22 protein-coding genes are annotated in these 21,216 nt (G+C 67.2%); 12 read left to right on the top strand and 10 right to left on the bottom strand.

Annotated features, from left to right (window positions below):
• Nucleotides 1-608: 608 nt before the first annotated feature.
• Complete coding sequence (locus ACK59X_RS25105; protein ID WP_409961111.1) at nt 609-1,865, bottom strand: YihY family inner membrane protein; 1,257 nt, start codon at nt 1,863-1,865, stop codon at nt 609-611.
• Between the two features lie 201 nt (nt 1,866-2,066).
• On the opposite strand from ACK59X_RS25105, the gene ACK59X_RS25100 reads away from it, so the two are divergent.
• The 11 genes from ACK59X_RS25100 (at nt 2,067) to ACK59X_RS25050 (ending at nt 10,420) form a co-directional block, all read left to right on the top strand.
• On the top strand, nt 2,067-2,501 hold the full coding sequence (locus tag ACK59X_RS25100; protein ID WP_409961109.1) for a DUF2069 domain-containing protein: 435 nt from the start codon (nt 2,067-2,069) through the stop codon (nt 2,499-2,501).
• Nucleotides 2,502-2,604: 103 nt separating this feature from the next.
• Nucleotides 2,605-4,026, top strand: coding sequence for an FAD-binding oxidoreductase (locus tag ACK59X_RS25095; protein ID WP_409961108.1), 1,422 nt, complete (start codon nt 2,605-2,607; stop codon nt 4,024-4,026).
• A 14-nt stretch (nt 4,027-4,040) separates the two neighbouring features.
• Nucleotides 4,041-4,514, top strand: a complete 474-nt coding sequence (locus ACK59X_RS25090; protein ID WP_409961106.1) for an N-acetyltransferase family protein — start codon at nt 4,041-4,043, stop codon at nt 4,512-4,514.
• A gap of 165 nt (nt 4,515-4,679) precedes the next feature.
• Nucleotides 4,680-5,456 carry a DNA/RNA non-specific endonuclease gene (locus ACK59X_RS25085; protein ID WP_409961115.1) on the top strand — a complete coding sequence of 259 codons (777 nt, stop codon included), beginning with the start codon at nt 4,680-4,682 and terminating at the stop codon, nt 5,454-5,456.
• 243 nt (nt 5,457-5,699) lie between these two features.
• Nucleotides 5,700-5,879, top strand: coding sequence for a hypothetical protein (locus ACK59X_RS25080; protein WP_409961104.1), 180 nt, complete (start codon nt 5,700-5,702; stop codon nt 5,877-5,879).
• Nucleotides 5,879-6,097 carry a hypothetical protein gene (locus ACK59X_RS25075; protein WP_409961102.1) on the top strand — a complete coding sequence of 73 codons (219 nt, stop codon included), beginning with the start codon at nt 5,879-5,881 and terminating at the stop codon, nt 6,095-6,097. The genes ACK59X_RS25080 and ACK59X_RS25075 overlap by 1 nt, the downstream gene beginning before the upstream one ends.
• Before the next feature lie 91 nt (nt 6,098-6,188).
• Nucleotides 6,189-7,550 carry an LLM class flavin-dependent oxidoreductase gene (locus ACK59X_RS25070; RefSeq protein ID WP_409961100.1) on the top strand — a complete coding sequence of 454 codons (1,362 nt, stop codon included), beginning with the start codon at nt 6,189-6,191 and terminating at the stop codon, nt 7,548-7,550.
• 66 nt (nt 7,551-7,616) lie between these two features.
• On the top strand, nt 7,617-7,997 hold the full coding sequence (locus ACK59X_RS25065; RefSeq protein WP_409961098.1) for a nuclear transport factor 2 family protein: 381 nt from the start codon (nt 7,617-7,619) through the stop codon (nt 7,995-7,997).
• A 129-nt stretch (nt 7,998-8,126) separates the two neighbouring features.
• On the top strand, nt 8,127-9,149 hold the full coding sequence (locus ACK59X_RS25060; protein WP_409961096.1) for an ABC transporter substrate-binding protein: 1,023 nt from the start codon (nt 8,127-8,129) through the stop codon (nt 9,147-9,149).
• Nucleotides 9,150-9,189: 40 nt separating this feature from the next.
• Nucleotides 9,190-9,798, top strand: coding sequence for a GNAT family N-acetyltransferase (locus ACK59X_RS25055; protein WP_409961095.1), 609 nt, complete (start codon nt 9,190-9,192; stop codon nt 9,796-9,798).
• A 4-nt stretch (nt 9,799-9,802) separates the two neighbouring features.
• Nucleotides 9,803-10,420, top strand: coding sequence for a hypothetical protein (locus ACK59X_RS25050; protein WP_409961093.1), 618 nt, complete (start codon nt 9,803-9,805; stop codon nt 10,418-10,420).
• An 18-nt stretch (nt 10,421-10,438) separates the two neighbouring features.
• Here the strand turns inward: ACK59X_RS25050 and ACK59X_RS25045 are convergent, their stop codons facing one another.
• The 9 genes from ACK59X_RS25045 to ACK59X_RS25005 all read right to left on the bottom strand — a co-directional run bounded on the left by ACK59X_RS25045 (nt 10,439) and on the right by ACK59X_RS25005 (nt 20,398).
• On the bottom strand, nt 10,439-11,467 hold the full coding sequence (locus ACK59X_RS25045) for a carbohydrate kinase family protein (protein WP_409961091.1): 1,029 nt from the start codon (nt 11,465-11,467) through the stop codon (nt 10,439-10,441).
• Between the two features lie 14 nt (nt 11,468-11,481).
• Nucleotides 11,482-12,951: a xylulokinase gene (xylB, locus tag ACK59X_RS25040; RefSeq protein ID WP_409961089.1), complete on the bottom strand. Its 1,470-nt coding sequence runs from the start codon at nt 12,949-12,951 to the stop codon at nt 11,482-11,484.
• A 32-nt stretch (nt 12,952-12,983) separates the two neighbouring features.
• A complete protein-coding gene (locus ACK59X_RS25035) occupies nt 12,984-13,922 on the bottom strand; it encodes an AraC family transcriptional regulator (RefSeq protein WP_409961088.1) in 939 nt (312 codons plus the stop codon).
• Nucleotides 13,923-13,952: 30 nt separating this feature from the next.
• Entirely contained in the window at nt 13,953-15,350 is a 1,398-nt protein-coding gene (gene dalD / locus ACK59X_RS25030; RefSeq protein ID WP_409961087.1) for a D-arabinitol 4-dehydrogenase, read from the bottom strand.
• A gap of 28 nt (nt 15,351-15,378) precedes the next feature.
• Nucleotides 15,379-16,104 (bottom strand): SDR family oxidoreductase, encoded by a 726-nt coding sequence (locus ACK59X_RS25025; RefSeq protein WP_409961113.1) that lies wholly within the window; start codon nt 16,102-16,104, stop codon nt 15,379-15,381.
• A 5-nt stretch (nt 16,105-16,109) separates the two neighbouring features.
• A complete protein-coding gene (locus ACK59X_RS25020; protein ID WP_409961085.1) occupies nt 16,110-17,153 on the bottom strand; it encodes an ABC transporter ATP-binding protein in 1,044 nt (347 codons plus the stop codon).
• Nucleotides 17,154-17,201: 48 nt separating this feature from the next.
• Nucleotides 17,202-18,041: a carbohydrate ABC transporter permease gene (locus tag ACK59X_RS25015; protein ID WP_409961083.1), complete on the bottom strand. Its 840-nt coding sequence runs from the start codon at nt 18,039-18,041 to the stop codon at nt 17,202-17,204.
• A 23-nt stretch (nt 18,042-18,064) separates the two neighbouring features.
• Complete coding sequence (locus ACK59X_RS25010; protein WP_409961081.1) at nt 18,065-18,925, bottom strand: carbohydrate ABC transporter permease; 861 nt, start codon at nt 18,923-18,925, stop codon at nt 18,065-18,067.
• Between the two features lie 141 nt (nt 18,926-19,066).
• Nucleotides 19,067-20,398 carry an ABC transporter substrate-binding protein gene (locus tag ACK59X_RS25005; protein WP_409961080.1) on the bottom strand — a complete coding sequence of 444 codons (1,332 nt, stop codon included), beginning with the start codon at nt 20,396-20,398 and terminating at the stop codon, nt 19,067-19,069.
• Between the two features lie 429 nt (nt 20,399-20,827).
• Between ACK59X_RS25005 and ACK59X_RS25000 the strand changes: the two genes are divergently transcribed.
• Nucleotides 20,828-21,121 (top strand): DUF4148 domain-containing protein, encoded by a 294-nt coding sequence (locus tag ACK59X_RS25000; protein ID WP_409961078.1) that lies wholly within the window; start codon nt 20,828-20,830, stop codon nt 21,119-21,121.
• Nucleotides 21,122-21,216: the final 95 nt, after the last annotated feature.

The following is a 21,216-nucleotide window of genomic DNA, read 5'->3' as shown; positions in this document are numbered from 1 at the left end:
ATCTGGGGTGGTGCCGATGAACTCGCTGCGTTCTTCGAACTTCGCTCAAACAGCATCGGCAAGCTAGAGCACGAAGTGCATGTGTCCTTCGGCACATGCACCCACCCCAGCTCCTGCGCTTCTCGGCGCAGCCAGAAGGGGTGGGGAGCGGGTACCACACGGCTGCTGCTTTCGCAGCTACGCCGGGTATCGGATACGCGCTGCGCGCTGCCGATGAGCTGGGCGATCACTCTGGCGAGCCGAGCGCAGCGAAGGACCACAGGCCGAGCGAAGCAATGGCCCGTGTTGGTTTCCCACCCCCTTCTGACCGTGCCGAGAAGCGCAGGGCCTGGGGTGAGCGCGTGCCGAAGGACACGCGCATCGTTGTCATGCTTGCCGCAGCTGTTTGAGCGGAGTTCGAAGAACGCAGCGAGTTCTGCGGCACACCCCAGGACCGAGCATCGCAGGCTGCCCCCTCGCCCCCGGCGAGGGGGACACGGGCAGCGGGGTCGCCTTTCTTTGGGGTACGTTTCTTTGGCGACGCAAAGAAAGGTACCTCGGCCGCCGGGCCGAGACCCGGCTCCCGCCCTCCATCAAGGCACGCAGCAACCACACCGACAAACCAAAGATCACCGCCCCCGAATCAAATCCGCCACCTTCATCCTCTCCAACCCAGCACTATTCCAAAACGACCCCAAACTCTCCACCCGCTCCAACAGCAACTTCTCCACCAGCGGCTCAGCCGAAGTAGCCAAAGGATCCACCAGCAGCAGATACCGCGGCTCGGCCACATCCGCCGCATCGGGGTCGCTGGTGGCATCGTTGACCTGCCCGACCCAATCGAGAGACAGCAGCGCATCGAGCACCGGCTCAAGCTGCAGCACATCGAGCCGCAGCAGCAGTGCCAGCTCGCTCGCACGCAAGCCCTTCTGCGCATGGCGGCGCGCCAGGTACAGCTCCTGCAGCACCTCCACCGCCAGCTGGAAATTCCAGCCCGCCACCGTACCGCGGCGGGCCACGCCGGCCAGCAGGCTGGGCAGGTAGGCCGTGACCACCGCGCCCAGCAGCACGATGACCCAGGCCACATAGATCCAGACCAGCAAGATGGGCAGGGTGGCGAAGGCGCCGTAGACCACCGAATAGGTCGGTACATTGCTCAGGTAGATGGCCAGCACCCGCTTGGCCAGCTCGATGCAGACCGAGACGAACAAGCCGCCGGCCCAGGCGTGGCGCCACTTCACCGGGGTGTTGGGCACGTAGTGGTAGAGCGCCGCCATGCAGCCGGCCAGCACAAAGAACTGGATCGAGTCGAACAGCAGCTGCACGCCGCTGGGCAAGGCGCGGACCAGGCCGCCCGAGGCGGACATGACGTACGAGGTGACCGCCAGGCTCACCCCCAGCAGCAGCGGGCCCAGGGTGATGGCGGCCCAGTAGATCAGCACGCGCTGGCCCAGGGGGCGCAGGCGGCGCACGCGCCAAATGTCGTTGAGCGTGCGGTCCATGGTCAATATCAGGGCCAGCGCCGTGGCCAGCAGGATGCTGAAACCCGCCACGCCCAGGCTGCTGGCCTTGGCCGCGAACTGCGTGAGGTACCCCAGCACCTGGCGCGAGATGCTGTCGGGCACCAGGCTCTCCACCAGCCAGCGCTGCAATACGTCCTGCACCTTGCCGAAGATGGGGAACGCGGTGAACACCGCCAGCGCCACCACGAAAAAGGGCACCAGCGCCAGCGTGGTGGTGAAGGTCAGGCTGCTGGCCGTGAGGCCCAGGTGGTCTTCGCGAAAGCGTTCGCGCAGGGTCTGGGCCGTCGTCTTCCAGGGGAAATGCGACAGCTGCGTGATCAGCGCTTCGATGCGCGAGGCGATGGTCTGCAAGGTCAAGGGCATGGCCGATATGATCCCAGGTCCGGGATGGGACCACAGGGTGGTGTGGGAACGCTGCATCGCAGGGATGCGCCAAGCGCATCCAGCACGCATTGTGGGCCCAAGCGCGGCGCAGGCCAGCAGCGACAATGGCCACCGCTGCGACACCCATTCTTCCATGCACTGCGCCACCCTGCCCCCTGTTCGTTACCTGACCTGCCACCGATGACCGCTCCCCTACCCGTTTCCGACCATGCCATCGCCGCCACCCGCTGGGCGGCCACCGGCAGCGTGATGGCTCTGATCGTGCTGTGCCTCGCCTGGGAGCTGGTGCTGGCGCCCGTGCGCCCCGGCGGCTCGTGGATCGCGCTCAAGGCCCTGCCGCTGTGCATTCCGCTGGCCGGCCTGCTCAAGAACCGCATGTACACCTACCGCTGGGTGAGCCTGGTGATCTGGCTGTACTTCACCGAAGGCGTGGAGCGCGGCTGGGGCGACAAACCGCCCTCGCAGTGGCTGGCCTGGGCCGAGGTGCTGCTGTGCCTGGTGCTCTTCACGGCCTGCACGCTGCACGTGCGGCTGCGCCAGCGCAACGCCAAGGCCATGGCAGCGGCCAAAGAATCACAGGAAGGGCAGGAGGCACCGTTCTCACCCGCCGCCTGACACGGTACAAGCCCCACCCGACAATCCACCATAACGCTGCAATCAATGCCCTGGCGCCCGCCCCGGCAGCAGCCCTGACCGCTGTAGACGAAAGGCCAACGACATGACCACCACCCTCCTCGACACCCTGCGCACCCTGGTCGGCCCGGCCAACGTGCTGGCCGATGGCGACCTGACCGCCTGGGAACAGGACTGGCGCCGCCGCGTGCGCGGCAAGGCCCTGGCCGTGGTGCGCCCCGCCAGCACGCAGGAAGTGGCTGCCGTGGTCAAGGCCTGCGCGGCAGCCGGCACGGCCATCGTGCCGCAGGGCGGCAACACCGGCCTGGCCGTGGGCTCCACCCCCGACGACAGCGGCACGCAGATCGTGCTGAGCCTCACGCGCATGAACACCGTGCGCAGCATCGACACCGACAACCTCACCATGACGGTGGAGGCCGGCTGCATCCTGCAGAACCTGCAGGACGTGGCGCAGAACGCGGGCGTGCTGTTTCCCCTGTCGCTCGCAGCCGAGGGCAGCTGCACCATCGGCGGCAACCTGGGCACCAATGCCGGCGGCACGCAGGTGGTGCGCTACGGCAATGCGCGCGACCTGTGCCTGGGCCTGGAGGTCGTCACCGCCTCGGGCGACATCTGGAACGGCCTCACGGGCCTGCGCAAGGACAACACCGGCTACGACCTGCGCGACCTGTTCATCGGCAGCGAAGGCACGCTGGGCATCATCACCGCCGCCACGCTCAAGCTCTACCCCGAGCCCGCCGCGCGCCTCACGGCCTGGGCGGCCGTGCCCTCCATGGAGCATGCCGTGGCCCTGCTGGGCCTGGCACACAAGCACCTGGGCGCAGGACTCACGGGCTTCGAGGTCATGGGCCAGTTCGCGCTGAGCCTGGTGGGCAAGCACATGCCGCAGTTGCGCGTGCCCTTCCTGGGTGACGAGAACGCGCCCTGGTGCGTGCTGCTGGAAAACTCCGACAGCGAGTCCGAAGAACACGCCCGCGGCCGCTTCGAGGCGCTGCTGGAAACCGCCTTCGAGGCCAGCTGCGTGACCGATGCCGTGGTGGCCGAGAACCTCACCCAGGCCCAGCAGCTGTGGCACATCCGCGAGAACATCCCGCTGGCGCAGGCCGAAGAGGGCCTGAACATCAAGCACGACATCTCCATCCAGATCTCGCGCATCCCCGCCTTCGTGGCCCATACCGATGCCGTGCTGCGCCGCGAGATCCCCGGCGTGCGCCTGGTGAACTTCGGCCACCTGGGCGATGGCAACCTGCACTACAACGTGCAGGCGCCTGAGCAGGGCGATCCCAAGGCCTTCCTGCGCGACCACGAAGAGCATGTGCACCAGCTGGTGTACGACGCAGTGGCCGAGTTCGGCGGCTCCTTCTCGGCCGAGCATGGCATCGGTGAGCTCAAGGCCGACAAGCTCGAGAAGTACCAGTCGCCCGTGGCCCTGTCGATGATGCGCGCCGTCAAGCAGGCGCTGGACCCGCAGGGCATCATGAACCCCGGGCGCGTGCTTAACCGCTGAATAACCGAGCACGCATGGCAACCTCAGTGAACGTACGTCCGGTCACGGCGAGTGACTACGCTGCCTGGCGCCCGCTCTGGGACGGCTACAACGCCTTCTACGGCCGCTTTGGCGCCACGGCCCTGCCCGAGCACATCACGGCCAGCACCTGGCAGCGCTTCCTCGATCCGGCCGAGCCGGTGCACTGCCTGGTGGCCGAAGAGGGCGAAGGCAGCAGCGGCACCCTGCTGGGCCTGACCCACTATCTGTACCACCGCAGCATGACGCGCATCGAGCCCGTGTGCTACCTCAGCGACCTGTTCACCCGCGAGGCGGCACGCGGCCGCGGCGTAGGGCGTGCACTGATCGAGGCCGTGTACGAACAGGCGCGCGCAGCAGGCTCCTCGCGCGTGTACTGGCAGACGCAGGAAGGCAATGCTGCGGGACGTGTGCTGTACGACAAGGTGGCAAAACACCACGGGTTTATCGTGTACGCGAAAGAGCTTTGACGGGCCTGCTTTCCTGCCTCCAAACGTAAGCCCTGCAAGCGGCAGAAAAACCTTGCGGCATTGCGGCCCGTAAGGCCAAAACGGGTCCGTAGCGGTGGTTCAATCAGCGCCTTTTTCGCTTTTTGACACCGCGTTTTGAACCTGCATTTTTCCTGGCCGCGCGCCATGCGCGTGGCCACGGCGGCCATGGCATTGGCCCTGGGTGCCGCCCCCTCCTTCGCACGCAACCCCTCCTCCAGCTTTCTCGACAGCCTGCCCGGCCTGCGCAGCACGCAGCCCACGGGCTTCGCGCATTGCCCGCAGTTCTTCGCGGGCGGCAAGCCGCCTGCAGCGCCACGCCGCGCGCTGCAACGCGAGCTGTGCTACGAGGCCTTTGCCGTGCTGCACAGCGGCCAGACGCGCACCCCGGTCTACGTGGCCCAGCGGCTGAACCGCGCCATGCTCGATGGCACGCGCGAGAAGCGCTCCGACAAGTTCTTCGCCGACGCGCGCCTGCCCCGCGGTGAGCGCGCCGAGCTCGACGACTACAAGCGCTCGGGCTACAGCCGCGGCCACATGGCCCCGGCAGCGGACATGGACACGCCCACGGCCATGGCGCAGAGCTTTTCCCTGGCCAACATGGTGCCGCAGGACCCCAAGCAGAACGGCGGCCCCTGGGCCCGCATCGAGCAGGACACGCGGCGCTATGTGCAGCGCGCCCGGGGCGATGTGTACGTGATCACCGGCCCGGTCTTTGCCACGGGCGGCCCGAGCATCGGCGCGAACCAGGTCCGCGTCCCCTCGCACCTGTTCAAGCTGGTGTACGACGCCAGCACCCAGCGCGCCTGGGCGCATTGGCAGGCCAACCGCCCGGACGAGCGGGCCGGGCCGCCCATCAGCTACCAGGAGCTGGTCAAACGCACCGGTGTGGAGTTCCTGCCGGTCCTGGCGGCGCCGCACTGAGCGCCAGCGCCCCTCCGCACGGAAAGCGCATCTGCTAACTCGCATTCCTTCGTTGGAATGCGTGCAGCGCCTGCCCACAATGGCCTGGCGCGGTCATGACTGGATGGATGCGCCACGGGGCCTGCAGGGCCCTCGGTTGATTTGGTGATATGCAACTGACGCGAAAGTCGTTCTTCGCCAGCCCCGGCTTCGGGACAATTGCGGCACCCCACGGCCACCGGCATCCATCCAGCGACCCGCCCCATGAACACCCCAAGGAGCTCCGACATGCTGCTGCCCGTGACCACCGAAGACATCGACCTGGCCCCGCCCGATGGCGCTTTCTGGAAAGTGCTGCGCAATCTGGCCGTGGGCCTGGTCATGGCTTGCGCCATTGCCTTGATTGCCGGCTTTCTCGTCGCCACCGCGGGCGGGGGCGCATGATGGCAAGAACAACAACCACCACCGCCACCCCGCCCCAGTCCCCTGCCGAACGCGTTCTCGCACTCACGGCCAAGGCCTGGGGCATTGCACAACCCTCGCCGGCCGCCCTGGTGCGGCGGGCACCCCATGGCTACGTGCGCCAGCGGGTGCTCCGCCGGGCACTGCAGGGGGCGACATGCCTGCCCTTTCCAGTCCCGCTGCTGGCGCACTCCTGGTGATGGTGCCCACCTTCTCACGCATTCATTCCACCTGGCACTACAGCCACCCCGGCCCCTCGCACGAAGGGCCTGCCACCGCATCCCGATCCGCATGACCTCCTCCCGCCCCCAGATGCACCTTGGTGCCTTCTTCTTCGGCGTAGGCCACCACCTGGCCGCCTGGCGCCACCCCGATGTGGACCCGGCCGCCGCCAGCAGCATCGAGTCGCTCAAGGAATGGACGCGCATCGCCGAGGCCGCCAAGTTCGACGCCATCTTCTTCGCCGACAACGTCGGCCTGCCCGGCCCGCCGGACGAGGTGGTGGCCAGGAATGCGCTGTGGTACCCGCTCGACCCGCTCATCAGCCTGGCGGCCCTGTCGCAGTCCACCACGCACATCGGCCTGGTGGCCACGGTGTCGTCCACCTACCTGCCGCCCTACCACTTGGCGCGCAAGTACGCATCGCTGGACCAAGTGAGCGGCGGGCGCAGCGGCTGGAACCTGGTCACTTCTGGCAGCGATTTCGAGGCGCGCGCCTTCGGGCTGGAGCAGCAGCTCGCCCACGCCCACCGCTATGCCCGCGCGCACGAGTACGTGAAGATCGTCAAGGGCCTGTGGGACACCTGGGAGGACGAGGCCTTCATCCACGACAAGCAAGCCAACCGCTTCTTCGACCCCGCCCGGCTGCACCGCGTGGCCCACACGGGCGAGCACTACCAGGTGCATGGCGGCCTGCAGACGCCGCGCGCACCGCAGGGCTACCCGGTCCTGGTGCAGGCAGGCTCTTCGGGCGATGGCCAGGACCTGGCGGCCACCACGGCCGAGGTGGTGTTCACTGCGCAGCAGAGTGCCGCCGAAGCGCGGGCCTTCTACAGCGGCCTCAAAGCCCGGCTGCCCGCCTACGGCCGCACGCCCGACCAGCTCAAGATCCTGCCCGGCATCTCCCCTTTCGTCGGGCGCACGCGGCAGGAGGCACAGGACAAGTTCGACCAGCTGCAGGGCCTGATCGACCCGGTACTGGGCGTGGGCCTGCTGTCCACTTTCCTGGGCAATGTGGACCTCTCGGGCCACGACATCGACAGGCCGTTTCCGCAGGACCTGCCGGTGACCGAGGGCTGGAAGAGCCGGCAGGAGCTGTTCGAGGGCATGGCGCGGCGCGAGAACCTGTCCATCCGCCAGCTCTACGAAAAGGTCGCGGGCGCGCGCGGGCACTGGACCATCGTCGGCACGCCCGAGTCCATCGCCGACGAGCTGGAGCACTGGTTCACCACCGGCGCGGCCGATGGTTTCAACGTGCTGGCGCCCACCCTGCCGCACGGCCTCAAGGACTTTGCCGACCTGGTGATCCCCGAGCTGCAGCGCCGCGGCCTGTTCCGCACGGAGTACCAGGGCCGCACGCTGCGCGAGCACCTGGGGCTGGCACGCCCGGCGCACCCTGCGGCACGGCAAGGCACCAGCGGCAACACGGCGTAACACGCGCAGCGCGTGCCATCTTCACCACTACCATCGCCCAGGTTGTGACCAAGGGAGAGGGCAGTGGTGCATCTGGAAGAACTGCGCACAACGCGCACGCAATGGTATGAAGCCTATGTGGCCGGCGACACGGCGCGCCTGGCCGCACTGGAAGACCCGGCCTTCTTTGTGGTGAGCGAGGCGGGCATCGAGGCCGGCGGAGGCCGGCTGGCCGGCATTGCCAGCGCCGTCCGTGCGGGCCGCTGGTTCCCGGCGGGCAGCCACGCGCTGGACGCGCAACTGGAGCTGCATGCGATCGGCGACGGCATCGTGTCGGCGCGCGGCCTGGGAAGCATCACCACGCCGCGCGGGGCTCATCCGCCGGTCCTTTTCACCGAACTGTGGCAACGCTGCGCCCAGGGCTGGCGCGCGCTGCACCTGCACTACCACCAGCAACAACGCCCATAGATGAGTTGGTTCTTAGGAACCCACGATTGCTTCGTTCCCCCGCACACGCCTTCCCCCTAGAGTTCGTCCCCTGCACTGCACCACCACCGGTGGTGACGGTGACGATCAACGAACGCAAGGGAAAAAGGAATGTCAGGACGGGATGGTAAAAAGGGACAGCGCTGGCGCACCCTGGCGGCGGCAACGCTGCTGGGCCTGGCGCCACTGGTGGCGCAGGCCGAGGGCAAGATCAGCATTGCACAGCAGTTCGGTATCGGCTACCTGATCCTGGACGTGGTGCGCGACCAGCAACTCATCGAAAAGCACGGCAAGCAGCAGGGCATCGAGGTGCAGGTGGACTGGGCCAGCATCTCGGGCGCCACGGCGATGAACGAGGCCCTGCTGGCCGGCTCGCTGGACGTGGTGTCGGCCGGCGTGCCGCCCATGCTCACACTGTGGGACCGCACGCGCGGCAAGCAGAACGTGAAGGCCGTGGCGGCCCTGGGCTCGCTGCCCAACTACCTGCTGACCAACAGCCCCACGGTCAAGACCTTGAAAGACCTGGGCGAGAAGGACCGCATCGCCGTGCCCGCGGCGGGCGTGGGCTTCCAGTCGCGCACCTTGCAGATCGAGACGGCACGCGTCTTCGGCAAGGACGACTTCAGGCGCTTCGACAAGATCTCGGTGAGCCTGCCGCACCCCGAGGCCACGGCCGCGCTGATCGCGGGCGGCTCGGAGATCAACACGCACTTCTCCAGCGCGCCGTTCTACTACCAGGCCCTGGCCGCCAACCCCAACATCCGCAAGCTCATCAGTTCCTACGACATCCTGGGCGGCCCGGCCACCTTCAACGTGCTGTACACCACGCAGAAGTTCCACGACGAGAACCCCAAGACCTACAAGGCGTTCTACGCCGCGCTGGTCGAGGCCGCGCAGATCATCAAGGCCGACAAGGCCAAGGCCGCCGACATCTTCATCCGCGTGCAGAAGTCCAAGCTCGCGCCCGAGCTGGTGCGCAAGATCGTGGAAGACCCTGAGAACGACTTCACCGTGTCGCCGCACCGCAGCTTCGTCTATGCGAGCGAACTGGAAAAGCTTGGTGTGCTCAAGAACAAGGCCAGCTCGTGGAAGGACTATTTCTTCGAAGAGGCGTACGCACAGCCGGGCTCGTGATGCCGGACAACAGGGCGTGGGTCTGGTAAGGTCCGCGCCCATGTTGTTGCCCGCCTCTTCTCTGCACCCTTCCACGCCCGCCCTGGCGGCGTCACTGATCGACGACCCGTTCTACCAGGCCGTCACCATCGACTTCGCGCACGACGAAGCCATGCGCATGCAGGTTCTGCAGCACTACCTGGACTGCGCCGTGCGCGAGGCGCAGCATGGCGGCCTGTGCCACACGCCCGACGATCCGCGCCTGGGCATGGCCATCTGGAGCCTGCCACGCCCGGCCGATGCAGAACAGGCCGATGAAGAGGCCAAGGTGGCGCACCTGCAGACCGTGCTGGGCCCCCAAGGCATTGACAACTACCACCGCATCATCGCCTTCATGGGCCCTCGTGCGAGCGGCGCCGAACTGCAGGGCGCCTGGTACCTGTCCATCCTGGGGATCGACCCGGCGGCGCAGGGCCGGGGCCTGGGCGCCCGCCTGCTGGCCCCGGCGCTGGCCTTGGCAGACGAGGCCGGGGTGGCGTGCTACCTGGAGACGTTTTCGCCGCGCAACGAAAGTTTCTATGGGCGCATGGGGTTTCATGCGCTGGCCTCGCACCTGGAGCCGGTGACGGGTGCGCCCTACACTGTCATGGTGCGCCCAGCACAACGGTAAAACCATGCACCTCCCCGACCTGCACCATGCCGTCACCGCGCACCGCGGCGAATTCACCTGCGAGCGGATCAACCACCGGCCGCAGCAAACCAAGACCGTGCACTTTGCCCACACGGTGACCCCGCCCGGCGACAAAGCCGGCCTGCCCGCCGTGGGCCGCCTGGCCGATTTCTACGGCACCTTCGGCAGCGTTCTGTTCTATGTGGACGCGCTCACTGGAGAAGCCGCCAAGCACATCGTGCACCCGAGCCAATGGGCCTTGACGCACGACGACTTCAACGACTGGATCGAGCAACTGGACGAGCAAGAGCGTGCCGAGATCCTGCCGGAATGGATAGACCGCTGCACCGCCATCGGCGAGACCCCGCGCTCGGGAAATTACATCCTCATGGTGTTGGAGGGCGACGAGGCCGGCAAGGTGTTCGAGTTCGACCATGACGGTTTCGAATTCACCGAGCGCGCCGACGACCTGGTGGCTTATGTGCAGCGGCTGTTGGACCTGGATGCCGGCCTGCTGTTGGACATCGCCTCGCACATGCGCTTCATCGAGGCCGACCAGGTGCAGTGGTGGATCCTGGAGATGGTGGACAACCGCGGCAACCGGGTAGGCACCAGCGCCTGATGCGCCACGCAACCGGTCTCAGGCCGGCTGGTCGAGCGCTGGGTGCTGTGCCGCCCAGTCCTGCGCGGCCTGCCAGTTGGGCGGCACGCAGCCACGCTCCTGCACGCACAGGCTGGCGCTGGCCAGGGCGTGGTGCAGGGCCTGCTGGTAAGAAGCGGCAGGCAGTGCCGCAACGAAGTCCGCCATGCCTGCAGGTGCCAGGCTGGCCTGCTGCGCGTGCGCGCGCAACAGGCAGGCCAGCAGGCCCGCGAGAAAGCTGTCACCGGCACCCACGGTATCGACCACGGCCAGCGGCTCGGCCTCCTTGGCGAACCATTGGCCGCCCGCGGCCCCTTGCTGCAGCAACCAGGCGCCCTCGCCGCCCAACGTCAACGCCATGAGGCGGGCACGGGGGTTGGCGGCCAGCAGGTGGCGCGCGCGGGCCAGCGGGTCAGCACCGGGCACCTGCAGATGGTCCAGGTCCTCGTCGCTGGCCTTGATGATGTGCGCTTCGGCCAGGGCCGCATGCACCTGGGCCCGGTAGGCCGGCAGGTCGGGCATGACGGAGGGGCGCAGGTTCGCATCCACCACCACGCAGCGGCCGGCGGCGCGCTGGGCCTGCAGCCACGGCAGGTAGATGGCGGCATCGCGTGCGTCCAGGGCCAGGGCGCCGGTGCAGACCAGTTGCAGGCCCCAAGCGGCCATGCAGGCCGCGTTCAGGCCCTCGGACGTCACGGCGCGGTCGGCCACGCCTTCGCGGTAGAAGGCGTAGTCGGGATGGCCATGCTCCGTGAGGTTGACCACCGCCAGCGAAGTGACCTCGGCCACGGGCGTGGGCTGGGCCAATTGCACGCCATCGGCCGCAAGCTGCGCCGCCAGTTCCCGGCCAAAGCGGTCGCGCGACAGGGGGTTGAGGTACAGCGCACCCACGCCCTGGCGTGCGAGCGCACGACCCAGGTTGTAGAGCGCGCCGCCCAGGCAGGGCTCGTAGTTGCCGTCGGCACGGCGAATGAGGTCGATCAGCGCTTCGCCGGCAATGGCGACCTGCACAGGGGAATGTGTGGACATGGACAAGGAAGGGTTCAGAAATGGGGCAGCAGCGCAGGGTACAGCGCCTTGAAGCGCGCGTGGCGCTCCTGCAGCAGGGCTTGCTGGGCGGGCTGAGGATTGAAGCGGGCTTCGCCCGGCAGGCCCTGGCACCACAGCGCTTCGTCGCCACCGCAGGCCATGGCGGCCAGGCGTGCGGCGCCCAGGGCGGCTGCGGCATGGGCGCCCTCGGGCCGCTCCAGCACGCAGCCCAGGCCACTGGCCAGCATCTGCGCCCAGGCATTGCTGCGCGCACCGCCGCCCACCAGGGCCAGCGGGGCAACAGAACCCGCATCGCCACCGGCCGCCGCCTGCATGGCCTGCAGCCCGTCCATGAGGCCGAAGCCCACGCCCTCCATCACCGCACAGGCCATGTCGGTGGCATCGTGCTCGGCGCGCAGGCCCATGAAGACGCCGGTGGCCGCAGCATTGTTGTGGGGCGTGCGCTCGCCGCTCAGGTAGGGCAAAAAGATCGGCGCCTGCGCGTGGCGCGCCAGGGCCATGCCCTGCACCGCGGCGGAGAGCTGTGCCTCGCTCTGGCCCGTGATGCGGGCCAGCCAGCCAAAGGCGCTGGCCGCGCTGAGCATGACAGCCATCTGGTGCCAGCGGCTGGGCAGCGCATGGGCAAAGGCGTGCACCGCACTCTCCGTGGCCGGCGCGAACCGGTCGGACACGCGAAACACCACACCCGAGGTGCCGAGCGAGACAAAGCCCTGCCCTGCCTGGCGCGCCCCCACGCCCACCGCACTGGCGGCGTTGTCACCACCGCCGCCCGCCATGACCACACCGGCGGGCAGGCCCCAGCGGGCGGCCAAATCGGCACGCAACACACCCGTGGCATCGCTGCCTTCGGCCAGGCGCGGCATGTGGGCGCGGGTCAGGCCGCAGGCGGCCAGCAGGGTGTCGCTCCAGTCCCGGCGGGCCACGTCCAGCCACAGGGTGCCTGCGGCATCGGACATGTCGCTCACGGCATCGCCGGTGAGCTGCAGGCGCAGCCAGTCCTTGGGCAGCAGCACGGTGCGCGTGCGCGCAAAAACCTCGGGTTCGTGCGTGCGCAGCCACAGCAGCTTGGGCGCGGTGAAGCCGGGCATGGCCAGGTTGCCGGTGATCTGGCTCGAGGCAGGCACGGCCTGCTCCAGCGCCGTGCACTCAGCCGCGGCACGGCCATCGTTCCAGAGGATGGCAGGGCGCAGCACCTCGCCCGCCTCGCCCAGCACCACGGCGCCGTGCATGTGGCCCGACAGGCCCACGCCGCGCACCCGGGCCCAGGCCTCGGGTGCCTGCGCACGCAACTGCGCCACGGCGGCCTCGGTGGCCGCCAGCCAGTCGGCGGGGTGCTGCTCGCTCCAGCCCGGCTGGGGGCGCTGCAGGGGCACGGGCGCATCGGCCACGGCGTGCACCTGCTGGTCTTCTCCCAGCAACAGCAGTTTGACACCCGAGGTGCCCAGATCTATCCCCAGGTACATGCACTAGTCCTGCAGCAGTGGGAGAAGTGCGGTCATGCCTTGATCCCGAAGCGGCCCGCGCCCTGCTTGCGGTACTCGGTGGGCGTCATGCCCTTGATGTCCAGAAAGCGGCGGTTGAAGTTGGCCATGTTGTTGAAGCCCACGTCGTAGGCGATGTGGGTGATGTAGCGCTCGGACTCCACGAGCAACTGGCAGGCACGGTTCACGCGCACCAGGTTCACGAAGTCGGTGAAGGTATTGCCCGTGGCCCGGCGGAAGAAGCGCGAGAAGCGGCTCTCGGTCATGCCCAGTTCCTGCGCCAGGTCGGCCGCCGACAAGGGCTCGGCCAAGTGGTCGGTGATGCGGCTCACGACCGCATTGATCTGGTCGAGCTGGGTGTCGTTGTCCTCGCTTTGCAACTGCGTGCTCGACAGCAGGCGAAAGTCGGTGCAGCGGGCCAGGTCGCTCATGAATTCGCAGAACGCGCCGAACCGGGCCAGCCCCTGGCGCGCCTTGATGCGGTGCCAGTGCTCCTGCGCCTGCGCTTCCATGCCGAAGAACTCGATGCCGTGGCGCGCCCTCTCCAGCAGGGGCAGCACCTCGCGCAGCTCGGGAATGCTCTCGCTGCTGGCCACCAGGGGGGCGTGCGAGAACTGGATCACCAGGTCGCGCAGCGGCACGCCGCCCTCGGGCAGGTCCATGCTGATCCAGTTGTGCGGCAGGCGCGGCCCGGTCAGCACCAAGTGGCCGGGCTGGAAGGGGCCGATCCAGTCGCCCACGAAAACCTTGCCCGATGTGGCGGTGATCAGGTGCAGCTCGTACTCATCGTGGTAGTGCCAGCGTGCCAGCGGCGTGGGAAAGCCATGCGACAGGCAGCGGATGAAACCCGCGGTCTCGGGCGGCTCGTAGCCCAGCTCGGGCGAGCGCACATAGTCGTGCTCCAGCTCGGGCTTGGTCTGGCGCGGGGAGACAGGCGTGGTCTTCACGGTCATGGCGTCACTCCTGTTGAGGGGCCGCTCAACTTACCCCTGGGATTTTGCACGCTCGGCCACAAAGGCCTGCACCCGCGCAAAGGCCTGGCGCAGCGCCGCGACCAGGCGCGGGTCCGAGGCCATCTCGCCCCACAGGGTCGTGTCCGCTGCATAGGCGGCGACCGGGTCGGCGGCCTCGCAGATGGCATGGGCCACGGCCGGGTCCATGGCCTGGTCCTGGTAGGCGTACGGGATCTGCCCGGCATGCCAGCGCTGCAGGTAGGCCAGGAACAGCGCCGGCAGCATGGCCACGCTGTCGAACAAGCCGCCACGGGCCAGCTTGTCGCGGATGGTGGGCGCGATCATGCCGGGGATCTTGGAGAATGCGTCCATCGCCACGCGCTGGTTGGTGTCGGCGATGGCCGGGTTGCCGAAACGGTCCAGCACCACGTCGCGGTAGCGCTCCAGGTCGATGGGGCACGGCAGAAGGACAGGAATCGCGTCGTCGGTCACGTAGTCGTAGGCCATCTGGCGGATGGCGGGGTCGTGCGTGCCTTCGTGGATGTACTGGTAGCCCGCCAGCGTGCCCGCCCAGGCGATGCAGCTGTGGGTGGCGTTGAGCAGGCGGATCTTGGCCTCTTCGTAGGCCTGAACCGAGTCCACCATCTCCACGCCGACCGCCTCCCACGCAGGGCGCCCGGCGATGAAACGGTCCTCGATCACCCACTGGATGAAGCTCTCGCCCATGAGGGCGGCCTTGTCGTCCCAGCCGGTGGCGGCCTTCACGCGCTCTGCCACGTCGGGCGTGGGGCGCGGCGTGATGCGGTCGACCATGGCGTTGGGGCTGCTGGTGGTTTCCAGACCCCAGGCCTTGAGCGCTGCATCGCCCAGCGCGTCGATGAACTGCAGCAGACCGCCGCGCGAGCGGTCGCCGTTGTGGCGCAGGTTGTCGCAGTTCATCAGCGTCACGGGGCCGGCGCCAGCGGCCATGCGCACGCGCAGGATGCTGACCAGGCCACCATAGAGGGTGTGGCCCGCCTGGCCGGCCTGGACGGCCGCGAGGTCGGCGCGCAGGTCCGGAAAGTTCGCCCAGTCGAGCTGGTTGGCAGCATCCAGGTAGTAGCCGGCCTCGGTCACGGTGAACGAGATGATGCGCGTGGCGGCATCGGCGCCCACTGCGATCAGCGGGGCCAGGTCGTCCTGGTAGGGGATGATGCGCTCGATCGATTCGATGCGCATGTAGCTGCGCTCGCCCTGGGGCGTGACCGTCTCCAGCGTATAGCGGCCACCCTGGGCCTGCAGCGCGGCAATGGTCTCGGCCATGTCGGGGCGCAGGTTGCCGCCGGCAATGGCCCAACCGGTGTCGCCCTGTTGGCGCAGTTCGTGGACGTAGACAGCCTGGTGCGCGCGGTGGAACGAGCCCAGGCCCAGGTGCAGGATGAAATTCATGGTGCGTAGATGCAAAAAAATTTGCTGCTCAGAGATCGAAATTGGTCGGCATCATCACGACGTCGCGGATGGTCATGCCGCGCGGGCGGGTGAGCATGAACAGCACCACCTCGGCCACCTCGGAGGCCTCGATGAGGCTGCCATTGGCCTTGGCCTCGGCCAGCTTCTCGGCCGGCCAGTCGGCCAGTAGCGAAGTGATCACCGGCCCTGGCGAGATGGAACCCACGCGGATGCCGTGCTTGAACACCTGGCGGCGCACGGTCTGCACGAAGCAGTTCACCGCCCACTTGGACGATGCGTAGACGGGCTCCCACGGTGTGGGGAAATGCGCGGCGAGCGAGCTGGTGACGATGATGTCGCCGCGGCCGCGCCCGATCATGTGGGGCAGGACGTTGTGCACATTCTTCATCACCACGTTGACGTTGAGCTGCAGCATGCGGTCGATGGCGTCGGGGTCGGCGTCGACCAGGTCGCCGCCCACGTAGAGCCCCGCGTTGGCATGGAAGATGTCGAGCGGGCCCGCGATGGCCAGCGTGCGTTCGAGCAGGCTGGCGCACTGCTTCGCGTCGAGCAGGTCCAGCACCAGTGGCGAAGCGTTCTCGCCGATGGCGGCGCAGGCCTTGGCCAGCGCCGCCTCGTCACGGTCGATCAACACCACGCGCGCGCCGGCGTTCGCCAGGGCCTGGGCGCTGGCAAAGCCGATGCCCGAGGCCGCGCCGGTGATGGCGGCCACCTGTCCGTTCAAGGCATGCATCGCTGTCACGCGCCCTGCTCCGCCACGACACGGCCGGCCTGGTCGAACCAGTGCGCCTGCGAGGCATCGATGTCCAGGCTCACGGCATCGCCCGCGCGCAGTCCGGTGCGCTCGTTCTGGCGCGAGACGAACTGCGCGCCGCCGGGCGTGCTCACGTAGATCAGCGTTTCGGCGCCCAGGGCCTCGACCAGGTCCACCTGGCCGCCCACGGGCGTGGCACCGGTGCTGCGCACGGCGACGTTCTCCGGGCGCAGGCCGATGCAGCCGCCCGCCGCACCGGCAGGGGCTTGTTGCTGCACCGGCGCGGGCAGCTTTTGCAGCGGCACCACGTTCATCTGCGGTGTGCCGATGAACTGGGCCACGAACTGGTTGGCCGGGCGGTCGTACAGCTCCAGCGGCGTGCCGACCTGCTCGATCAGCCCGTCGCGCAGCACCACCACGCGGTCGGCCAGGGTCATGGCCTCCACCTGGTCGTGCGTGACGTAGATGGTGGTGGCGCCCAGGTCGCGGTGCAGCTTGGCGATCTCCACCCGGGTCTGGCCGCGCAGCGCCGCGTCCAGGTTGGACAGCGGCTCGTCGAACAAAAAGACCTTGGGCGCGCGCACGATGGCACGGCCGATGGCCACGCGCTGGCGCTGGCCGCCCGACAGCTCCTTGGGCGTGCGCTCCAGGTAGGTCGTGAGGTTCAGGATGGCGGCGGCGCGCTCCACCTTCTCGCGCACGATGGCCGGGTCCACCTTGGCCAGCTTGAGCGCAAAGCTCATGTTCTCGTACACGCTCATGTGCGGGTACAGCGCATAGCTCTGGAACACCATGGCCAGGTCGCGCTTGCTCGACGGCTGGTCGGTGATGTCGCGGCCGTCGAGCATGAGCGAGCCGCCGTCGATGTTTTCGAGCCCCGCGATCAGGCGCAGCAGCGTGGACTTGCCGCAGCCCGAGGGGCCGACGAAGACGATGAATTCGCCCTGCTGGATGGTGAGGTCGATGCCCTTGATGGCGCGGTGCTCGCCGAAGAATTTCTCGATGCCGCGCAGTTGGAGGTAAGCCATGGAATCGGGTCCTGAAATCTTGATTGCTGTAGGAAGGAGAGCTGCGCGTTACTTCACGGCGCCGAAGGTCATGCCTTGGACCAGTTGCTTCTGGCTGAACCAGCCGAACACCACGATGGGCGCGATGGCCATCAGCGAGGCGGCCGAGAGCTTGGCCCAGAACAGGCCTTCGGGGCTGGAGTAGGAGGCGATCAGCGTGGCCAGCGTGCCGGCCTTGGCGGCGCTCAGGTTCAGGCTCCAGAAGGCCTCGTTCCACGACAGCACCAGGCACAAGAGGCCGGTGGACGCCAGGCCGCCCATGCCCAGGGGCAGCAGCACCAGGCGCACCTCCTGCCACAGGGTGGCGCCGTCCATGCGCGCGGCCTCCAGGATCTCGCGCGGGATGTCCTTGAAGTGCGAATACAGCATCCACACCATGATGGGCAGGTTGGACAGCGCGAACACGATGATCAGCGCCAGTTGCGTGTCGAGCAGGTGGCTCTTTTGCGCCAGCACGTAGATCGGCACCAGCGCGCCCACGGCGGGCATCATCTTGGTGGAGAGCATCCACATCAGGATGTCCTTGGTGTACTTGCCCTTGAAGAAGGCCATGGCGTACGCCGCGGGGGCGGCCAGCAGCAACCCCACCACGGTGGAGAGCACGCTGGTGATGACCGAGTTCTTGGCATACAGCAGGTAGTCGCTGCGCTCCTGCACCTCGTGGAAGTTCTCCAGCGTGGGCGTGAAGACGAACAGCGGCGGCACCGCAATGGCCTGCAGCTCGGTCTTGAACGCGGTCAGCAGCAGCCAGGCCAGCGGAAAGAACAGCAGCAGGGCCACGCCCCAGGCGGCCACGGTGCGCAGGGCCAAGAGGCCCAGAGGGTAGGAGGATCGGCGTCGGGTGCTCATGTCGGTGGTCCTTCTTCTTGTCTTTATTTATCGAGGTTCTTGCCGACCATGCGGATCAGGAACACCGCCGCGACATTGGCCAGCACCACGGCGAAGAGCGCACCGGCCGAGGCCACGCCCGCATCGAAGTTGAGCAGCGCCTGCTTGAAGATCAGAAAGGTGACGTTGGTGCTCGCATCGCCTGGCCCACCGCCCGTGGTGGTGTAGATCTCGGCGAAGATGCTGAGCAGGAAGATCAGCTCGATCATCACAACCACCGCCACCGAGCGCGCCAGGTGCGGCACGTACAGGTAGCGCAGCTGCTGCAGGTAGTTGGCGCCGTCCATGCGCGAGGCCTCCAGCTGCTCGTGGTTCATGCTTTGCAGCGCGGTCATGAAGATCAACGTCGCAAACGGCAGCCACTGCCAGGACACCATGACGATCACCGAGAACAGCGGGTGGTCGGTGAGCCAGTCCACCGGCTGCGCGCCAAAGAACATCCACACCTGGGCGAGCACGCCGTAGATGGGGTTCATCATCATGTTCTTCCACATCAGCGCGTTCACTGTGGGCATGACGAAGAACGGCGAGATCAAGAGCACCCGCACGATGCCCCGGCCCGCGACCGGCTCGTTGATGAGCAGTGCGATCGCAATGCCGAACACCACCGTGATGAGGATCACGCTGCCCAGCAGCAGCAAGGTGTTGACCACTGCCGTGCCGAACGAAGGGTCGGTGACGAAGTACTCGAAGTTTTCCAGCCCGGCAAAGCCGGTCTGGTCCGGCTGCATCAGGTTGTAGCGGATCAGCGAGAAGTAGATCGTCATCACCAGCGGCACGATCATCCACAGGAAGAGCGTGGCCATGGCTGGCGTGAGCAGCAGGCGGGGGAGCAGGCGGTTCATGGGAATCCCGGGAGAAATCTGGCGTCGCCAGACAAGGTAGACACCGGCGCCAAGACCTTCGGTAGGCCGAAACTCCCCGCCACACGGGCGTGCAGCGAGGAGTCGCGGGCCCCGATCAGCCCTGGTCAGCCGGCTGGCGGCTTACTTGTAGTAGCCGCCCTTCTTCATTTCGCGGTCGGCCGACACCTGGCTCGCCTTGAGCGCCGCATCCACGCTGGTCTTGCCGGCCAGGGCTGCGCTCATCTGCTGGCCCACGGCGATGCCGATGGCCTGGAACTCAGGGATCGCGGCGAACTGCACACCCACGTACGGGCTCTTGGGCAGGGTGGAGTCGGTCGGGTTGGCCGAGTCGATGGCGACCTTCTCGGCCGCAGCGAAGCGGGCCGCCTTCTGGAACTCGGGGCTGGCGTAGGTGCTCTTGCGGGTGCCGGTGGGCACGTTGGCCCAGCCGTTGGTCTTGGCGACCAGCTGGATGTAGTCCTTGCTCGTGGACCAGGTGATGAACTTCTGTGCGGCGTCTACCTTCTTGGAACCGGCCGGGATGGCCAGGTTCCACGACCACAGCCAGTTGGCACCCTTGGGCGTGTTCATGGTGGGCGCCTGGGCAAAGGCCATCTGGTCGGCCACCTTGGACTGCTTGGGGTCGCTCACGAAGGATGCGGCGATGGTCGCGTCGATCCACATGCCGCACTTGCCCGAATTGGTCAGCGCCAGGATTTCATTGAAGCTGTTGGCCGACGAACCGGGCGGGCCGTAGTTCTTGAGCAGGTCCACGTAGAAGGTGATGGCGTCCTTCCAGGGCTTGGATTCGAGCTGCGGCTTCCACTGCATGTCGAACCACTGGCCGCCGAAGGTGTTGACCAGCGTGGTCAGGAAGGCCATGTTGTCGCCCCAGCCCGGCTTGCCGCGCAGGCAGATGCCGTACACGCCGTTCTTGGGGTCGTGGATCTTGGCGGCCAGGTCCTTGATCTGGGGCCAGGTGGGGCGCTCGGGCACCTGCACGCCGGCCTTGTCGGCTAGGTCCTTGCGGTACATCAGCATCGAGCTTTCGCCGTAGAAAGGGGCGGCGAACAGCTTGCCATCGATCGACAGGCCATTGCGCACTGCGGGCAGCAGGTCGTCCACATCGTAGGCGGCGTCGGTCTTGAGCTCCTGCAGCCAGCCCTTCTTGCCCCAGATGGGGGCTTCGTACATGCCGATGGTCATCACGTCGAACTGGCCGCCCTTGGTGGCGATGTCGGTCGTCACGCGCTGGCGCAGCACGCCTTCTTCGAGCGTGACCCACTTGAGCTTGATGTCGGGGTTGGCCTGCTCGAAGTTCTTGCTGAGTTTCTGCATCTCGATCATGTGGCCGTTGTTCACGGTGGCAATCACGAGCTCGGTCTGCGCATGCGCAGCGGCGCCGCACAGCGATGCCGCCAGGGCGGCAACGGCCAGGGCCAGGCGGGTGTGTGGACGGGGGGTACGGGGCATCGGAACGTCTCCTGCGTAGTTGGTCTGGAATCTGCCATTCAACGCCGGTCGGGTGGCAGGCATTGACGACCTGAACGATACCGATGCTCAGATGCTCGATTGATACTCCAGGGCCTCACACAAATACTAATTTTCACCAGAATCTCAGGATTAACACCTAGATCTGTCAAATGGGTATGTGTATACGACGGGGAGCGGGGCGCCCGGGGGCCTCTGAAGATGCCTGCGGCCCCGTTTTGCTCCAGCCGTGACTATTTCCAAAACTGGAACAGTCAATTCGCGACTGACTGGTTTTTCTCTGAACACGTGCGGCGTACAGTTCAACCCATCGATGAGCCGAACCCGCAAGGCGACTCACCGAACCCGGGTCAGGAATGGTTTCTGTCCCGGCTGTATTGAGACGCGTCTTTGTCTTCAAAGTATTTCATCATGAACACGACCGCACGTTTCCTCTCCATCGCCGCTGTTGCTGCTTTATCAGCCTTTGGAGCCCACGCAGACGAAGCCGAAACCTCGCAGTTCGCCCAGAAGTTCGACACCAACCGCACCCGCGCCGAAGTGGCTGCCGAAGCCGCCACCGTGGCCCAGACACGCAGCATCGAGCCAGCAGGCTCGCGCGTCGTGACCTACAAGTCCACCGCCGACCGCGCTGCCGTGCGTGCCCAGGCTGCCGATGCCGTGCGCACCGGCCAGATCTCTGCTGGCGAAGTCGGCGCCCTGTAAGACGCTCCGGACTGACTCCTACCAACCAAATCAAGAATCGAGATCACCATGAACAAGACCGCTCGTTTCCTGTCCATCGCCGCTGTGGCTGCTTT

Origin of the sequence: Acidovorax sp., assembly GCF_046339755.1 — a bacterium.
GTDB lineage: Bacteria > Pseudomonadota > Gammaproteobacteria > Burkholderiales > Burkholderiaceae_C > Acidovorax.
The sequence above is the reverse complement of the archived record's forward strand: the minus strand, read 5'-3'. Positions and strand labels throughout refer to the sequence as shown.

Coding starts and splice junctions, on each gene's coding strand:
- ACK59X_RS25105 (WP_409961111.1), bottom strand. CDS start 1,865: ATGCCCTTGACCTTGCAGACCATCGCCTCGCGCATCGAAGCGCTGATC.
- ACK59X_RS25100 (WP_409961109.1), top strand. CDS start 2,067: ATGACCGCTCCCCTACCCGTTTCCGACCATGCCATCGCCGCCACCCGC.
- ACK59X_RS25095 (WP_409961108.1), top strand. CDS start 2,605: ATGACCACCACCCTCCTCGACACCCTGCGCACCCTGGTCGGCCCGGCC.
- ACK59X_RS25090 (WP_409961106.1), top strand. CDS start 4,041: ATGGCAACCTCAGTGAACGTACGTCCGGTCACGGCGAGTGACTACGCT.
- ACK59X_RS25085 (WP_409961115.1), top strand. CDS start 4,680: ATGCGCGTGGCCACGGCGGCCATGGCATTGGCCCTGGGTGCCGCCCCC.
- ACK59X_RS25080 (WP_409961104.1), top strand. CDS start 5,700: ATGAACACCCCAAGGAGCTCCGACATGCTGCTGCCCGTGACCACCGAA.
- ACK59X_RS25075 (WP_409961102.1), top strand. CDS start 5,879: ATGGCAAGAACAACAACCACCACCGCCACCCCGCCCCAGTCCCCTGCC.
- ACK59X_RS25070 (WP_409961100.1), top strand. CDS start 6,189: ATGACCTCCTCCCGCCCCCAGATGCACCTTGGTGCCTTCTTCTTCGGC.
- ACK59X_RS25060 (WP_409961096.1), top strand. CDS start 8,127: ATGTCAGGACGGGATGGTAAAAAGGGACAGCGCTGGCGCACCCTGGCG.
- ACK59X_RS25055 (WP_409961095.1), top strand. CDS start 9,190: ATGTTGTTGCCCGCCTCTTCTCTGCACCCTTCCACGCCCGCCCTGGCG.
- ACK59X_RS25050 (WP_409961093.1), top strand. CDS start 9,803: ATGCACCTCCCCGACCTGCACCATGCCGTCACCGCGCACCGCGGCGAA.
- ACK59X_RS25045 (WP_409961091.1), bottom strand. CDS start 11,467: ATGTCCACACATTCCCCTGTGCAGGTCGCCATTGCCGGCGAAGCGCTG.
- xylB (WP_409961089.1), bottom strand. CDS start 12,951: ATGTACCTGGGGATAGATCTGGGCACCTCGGGTGTCAAACTGCTGTTG.
- ACK59X_RS25035 (WP_409961088.1), bottom strand. CDS start 13,922: ATGACCGTGAAGACCACGCCTGTCTCCCCGCGCCAGACCAAGCCCGAG.
- dalD (WP_409961087.1), bottom strand. CDS start 15,350: ATGAATTTCATCCTGCACCTGGGCCTGGGCTCGTTCCACCGCGCGCAC.
- ACK59X_RS25025 (WP_409961113.1), bottom strand. CDS start 16,104: ATGCATGCCTTGAACGGACAGGTGGCCGCCATCACCGGCGCGGCCTCG.
- ACK59X_RS25020 (WP_409961085.1), bottom strand. CDS start 17,153: ATGGCTTACCTCCAACTGCGCGGCATCGAGAAATTCTTCGGCGAGCAC.
- ACK59X_RS25015 (WP_409961083.1), bottom strand. CDS start 18,041: ATGAGCACCCGACGCCGATCCTCCTACCCTCTGGGCCTCTTGGCCCTG.
- ACK59X_RS25010 (WP_409961081.1), bottom strand. CDS start 18,925: ATGAACCGCCTGCTCCCCCGCCTGCTGCTCACGCCAGCCATGGCCACG.
- ACK59X_RS25005 (WP_409961080.1), bottom strand. CDS start 20,398: ATGCCCCGTACCCCCCGTCCACACACCCGCCTGGCCCTGGCCGTTGCC.
- ACK59X_RS25000 (WP_409961078.1), top strand. CDS start 20,828: ATGAACACGACCGCACGTTTCCTCTCCATCGCCGCTGTTGCTGCTTTA.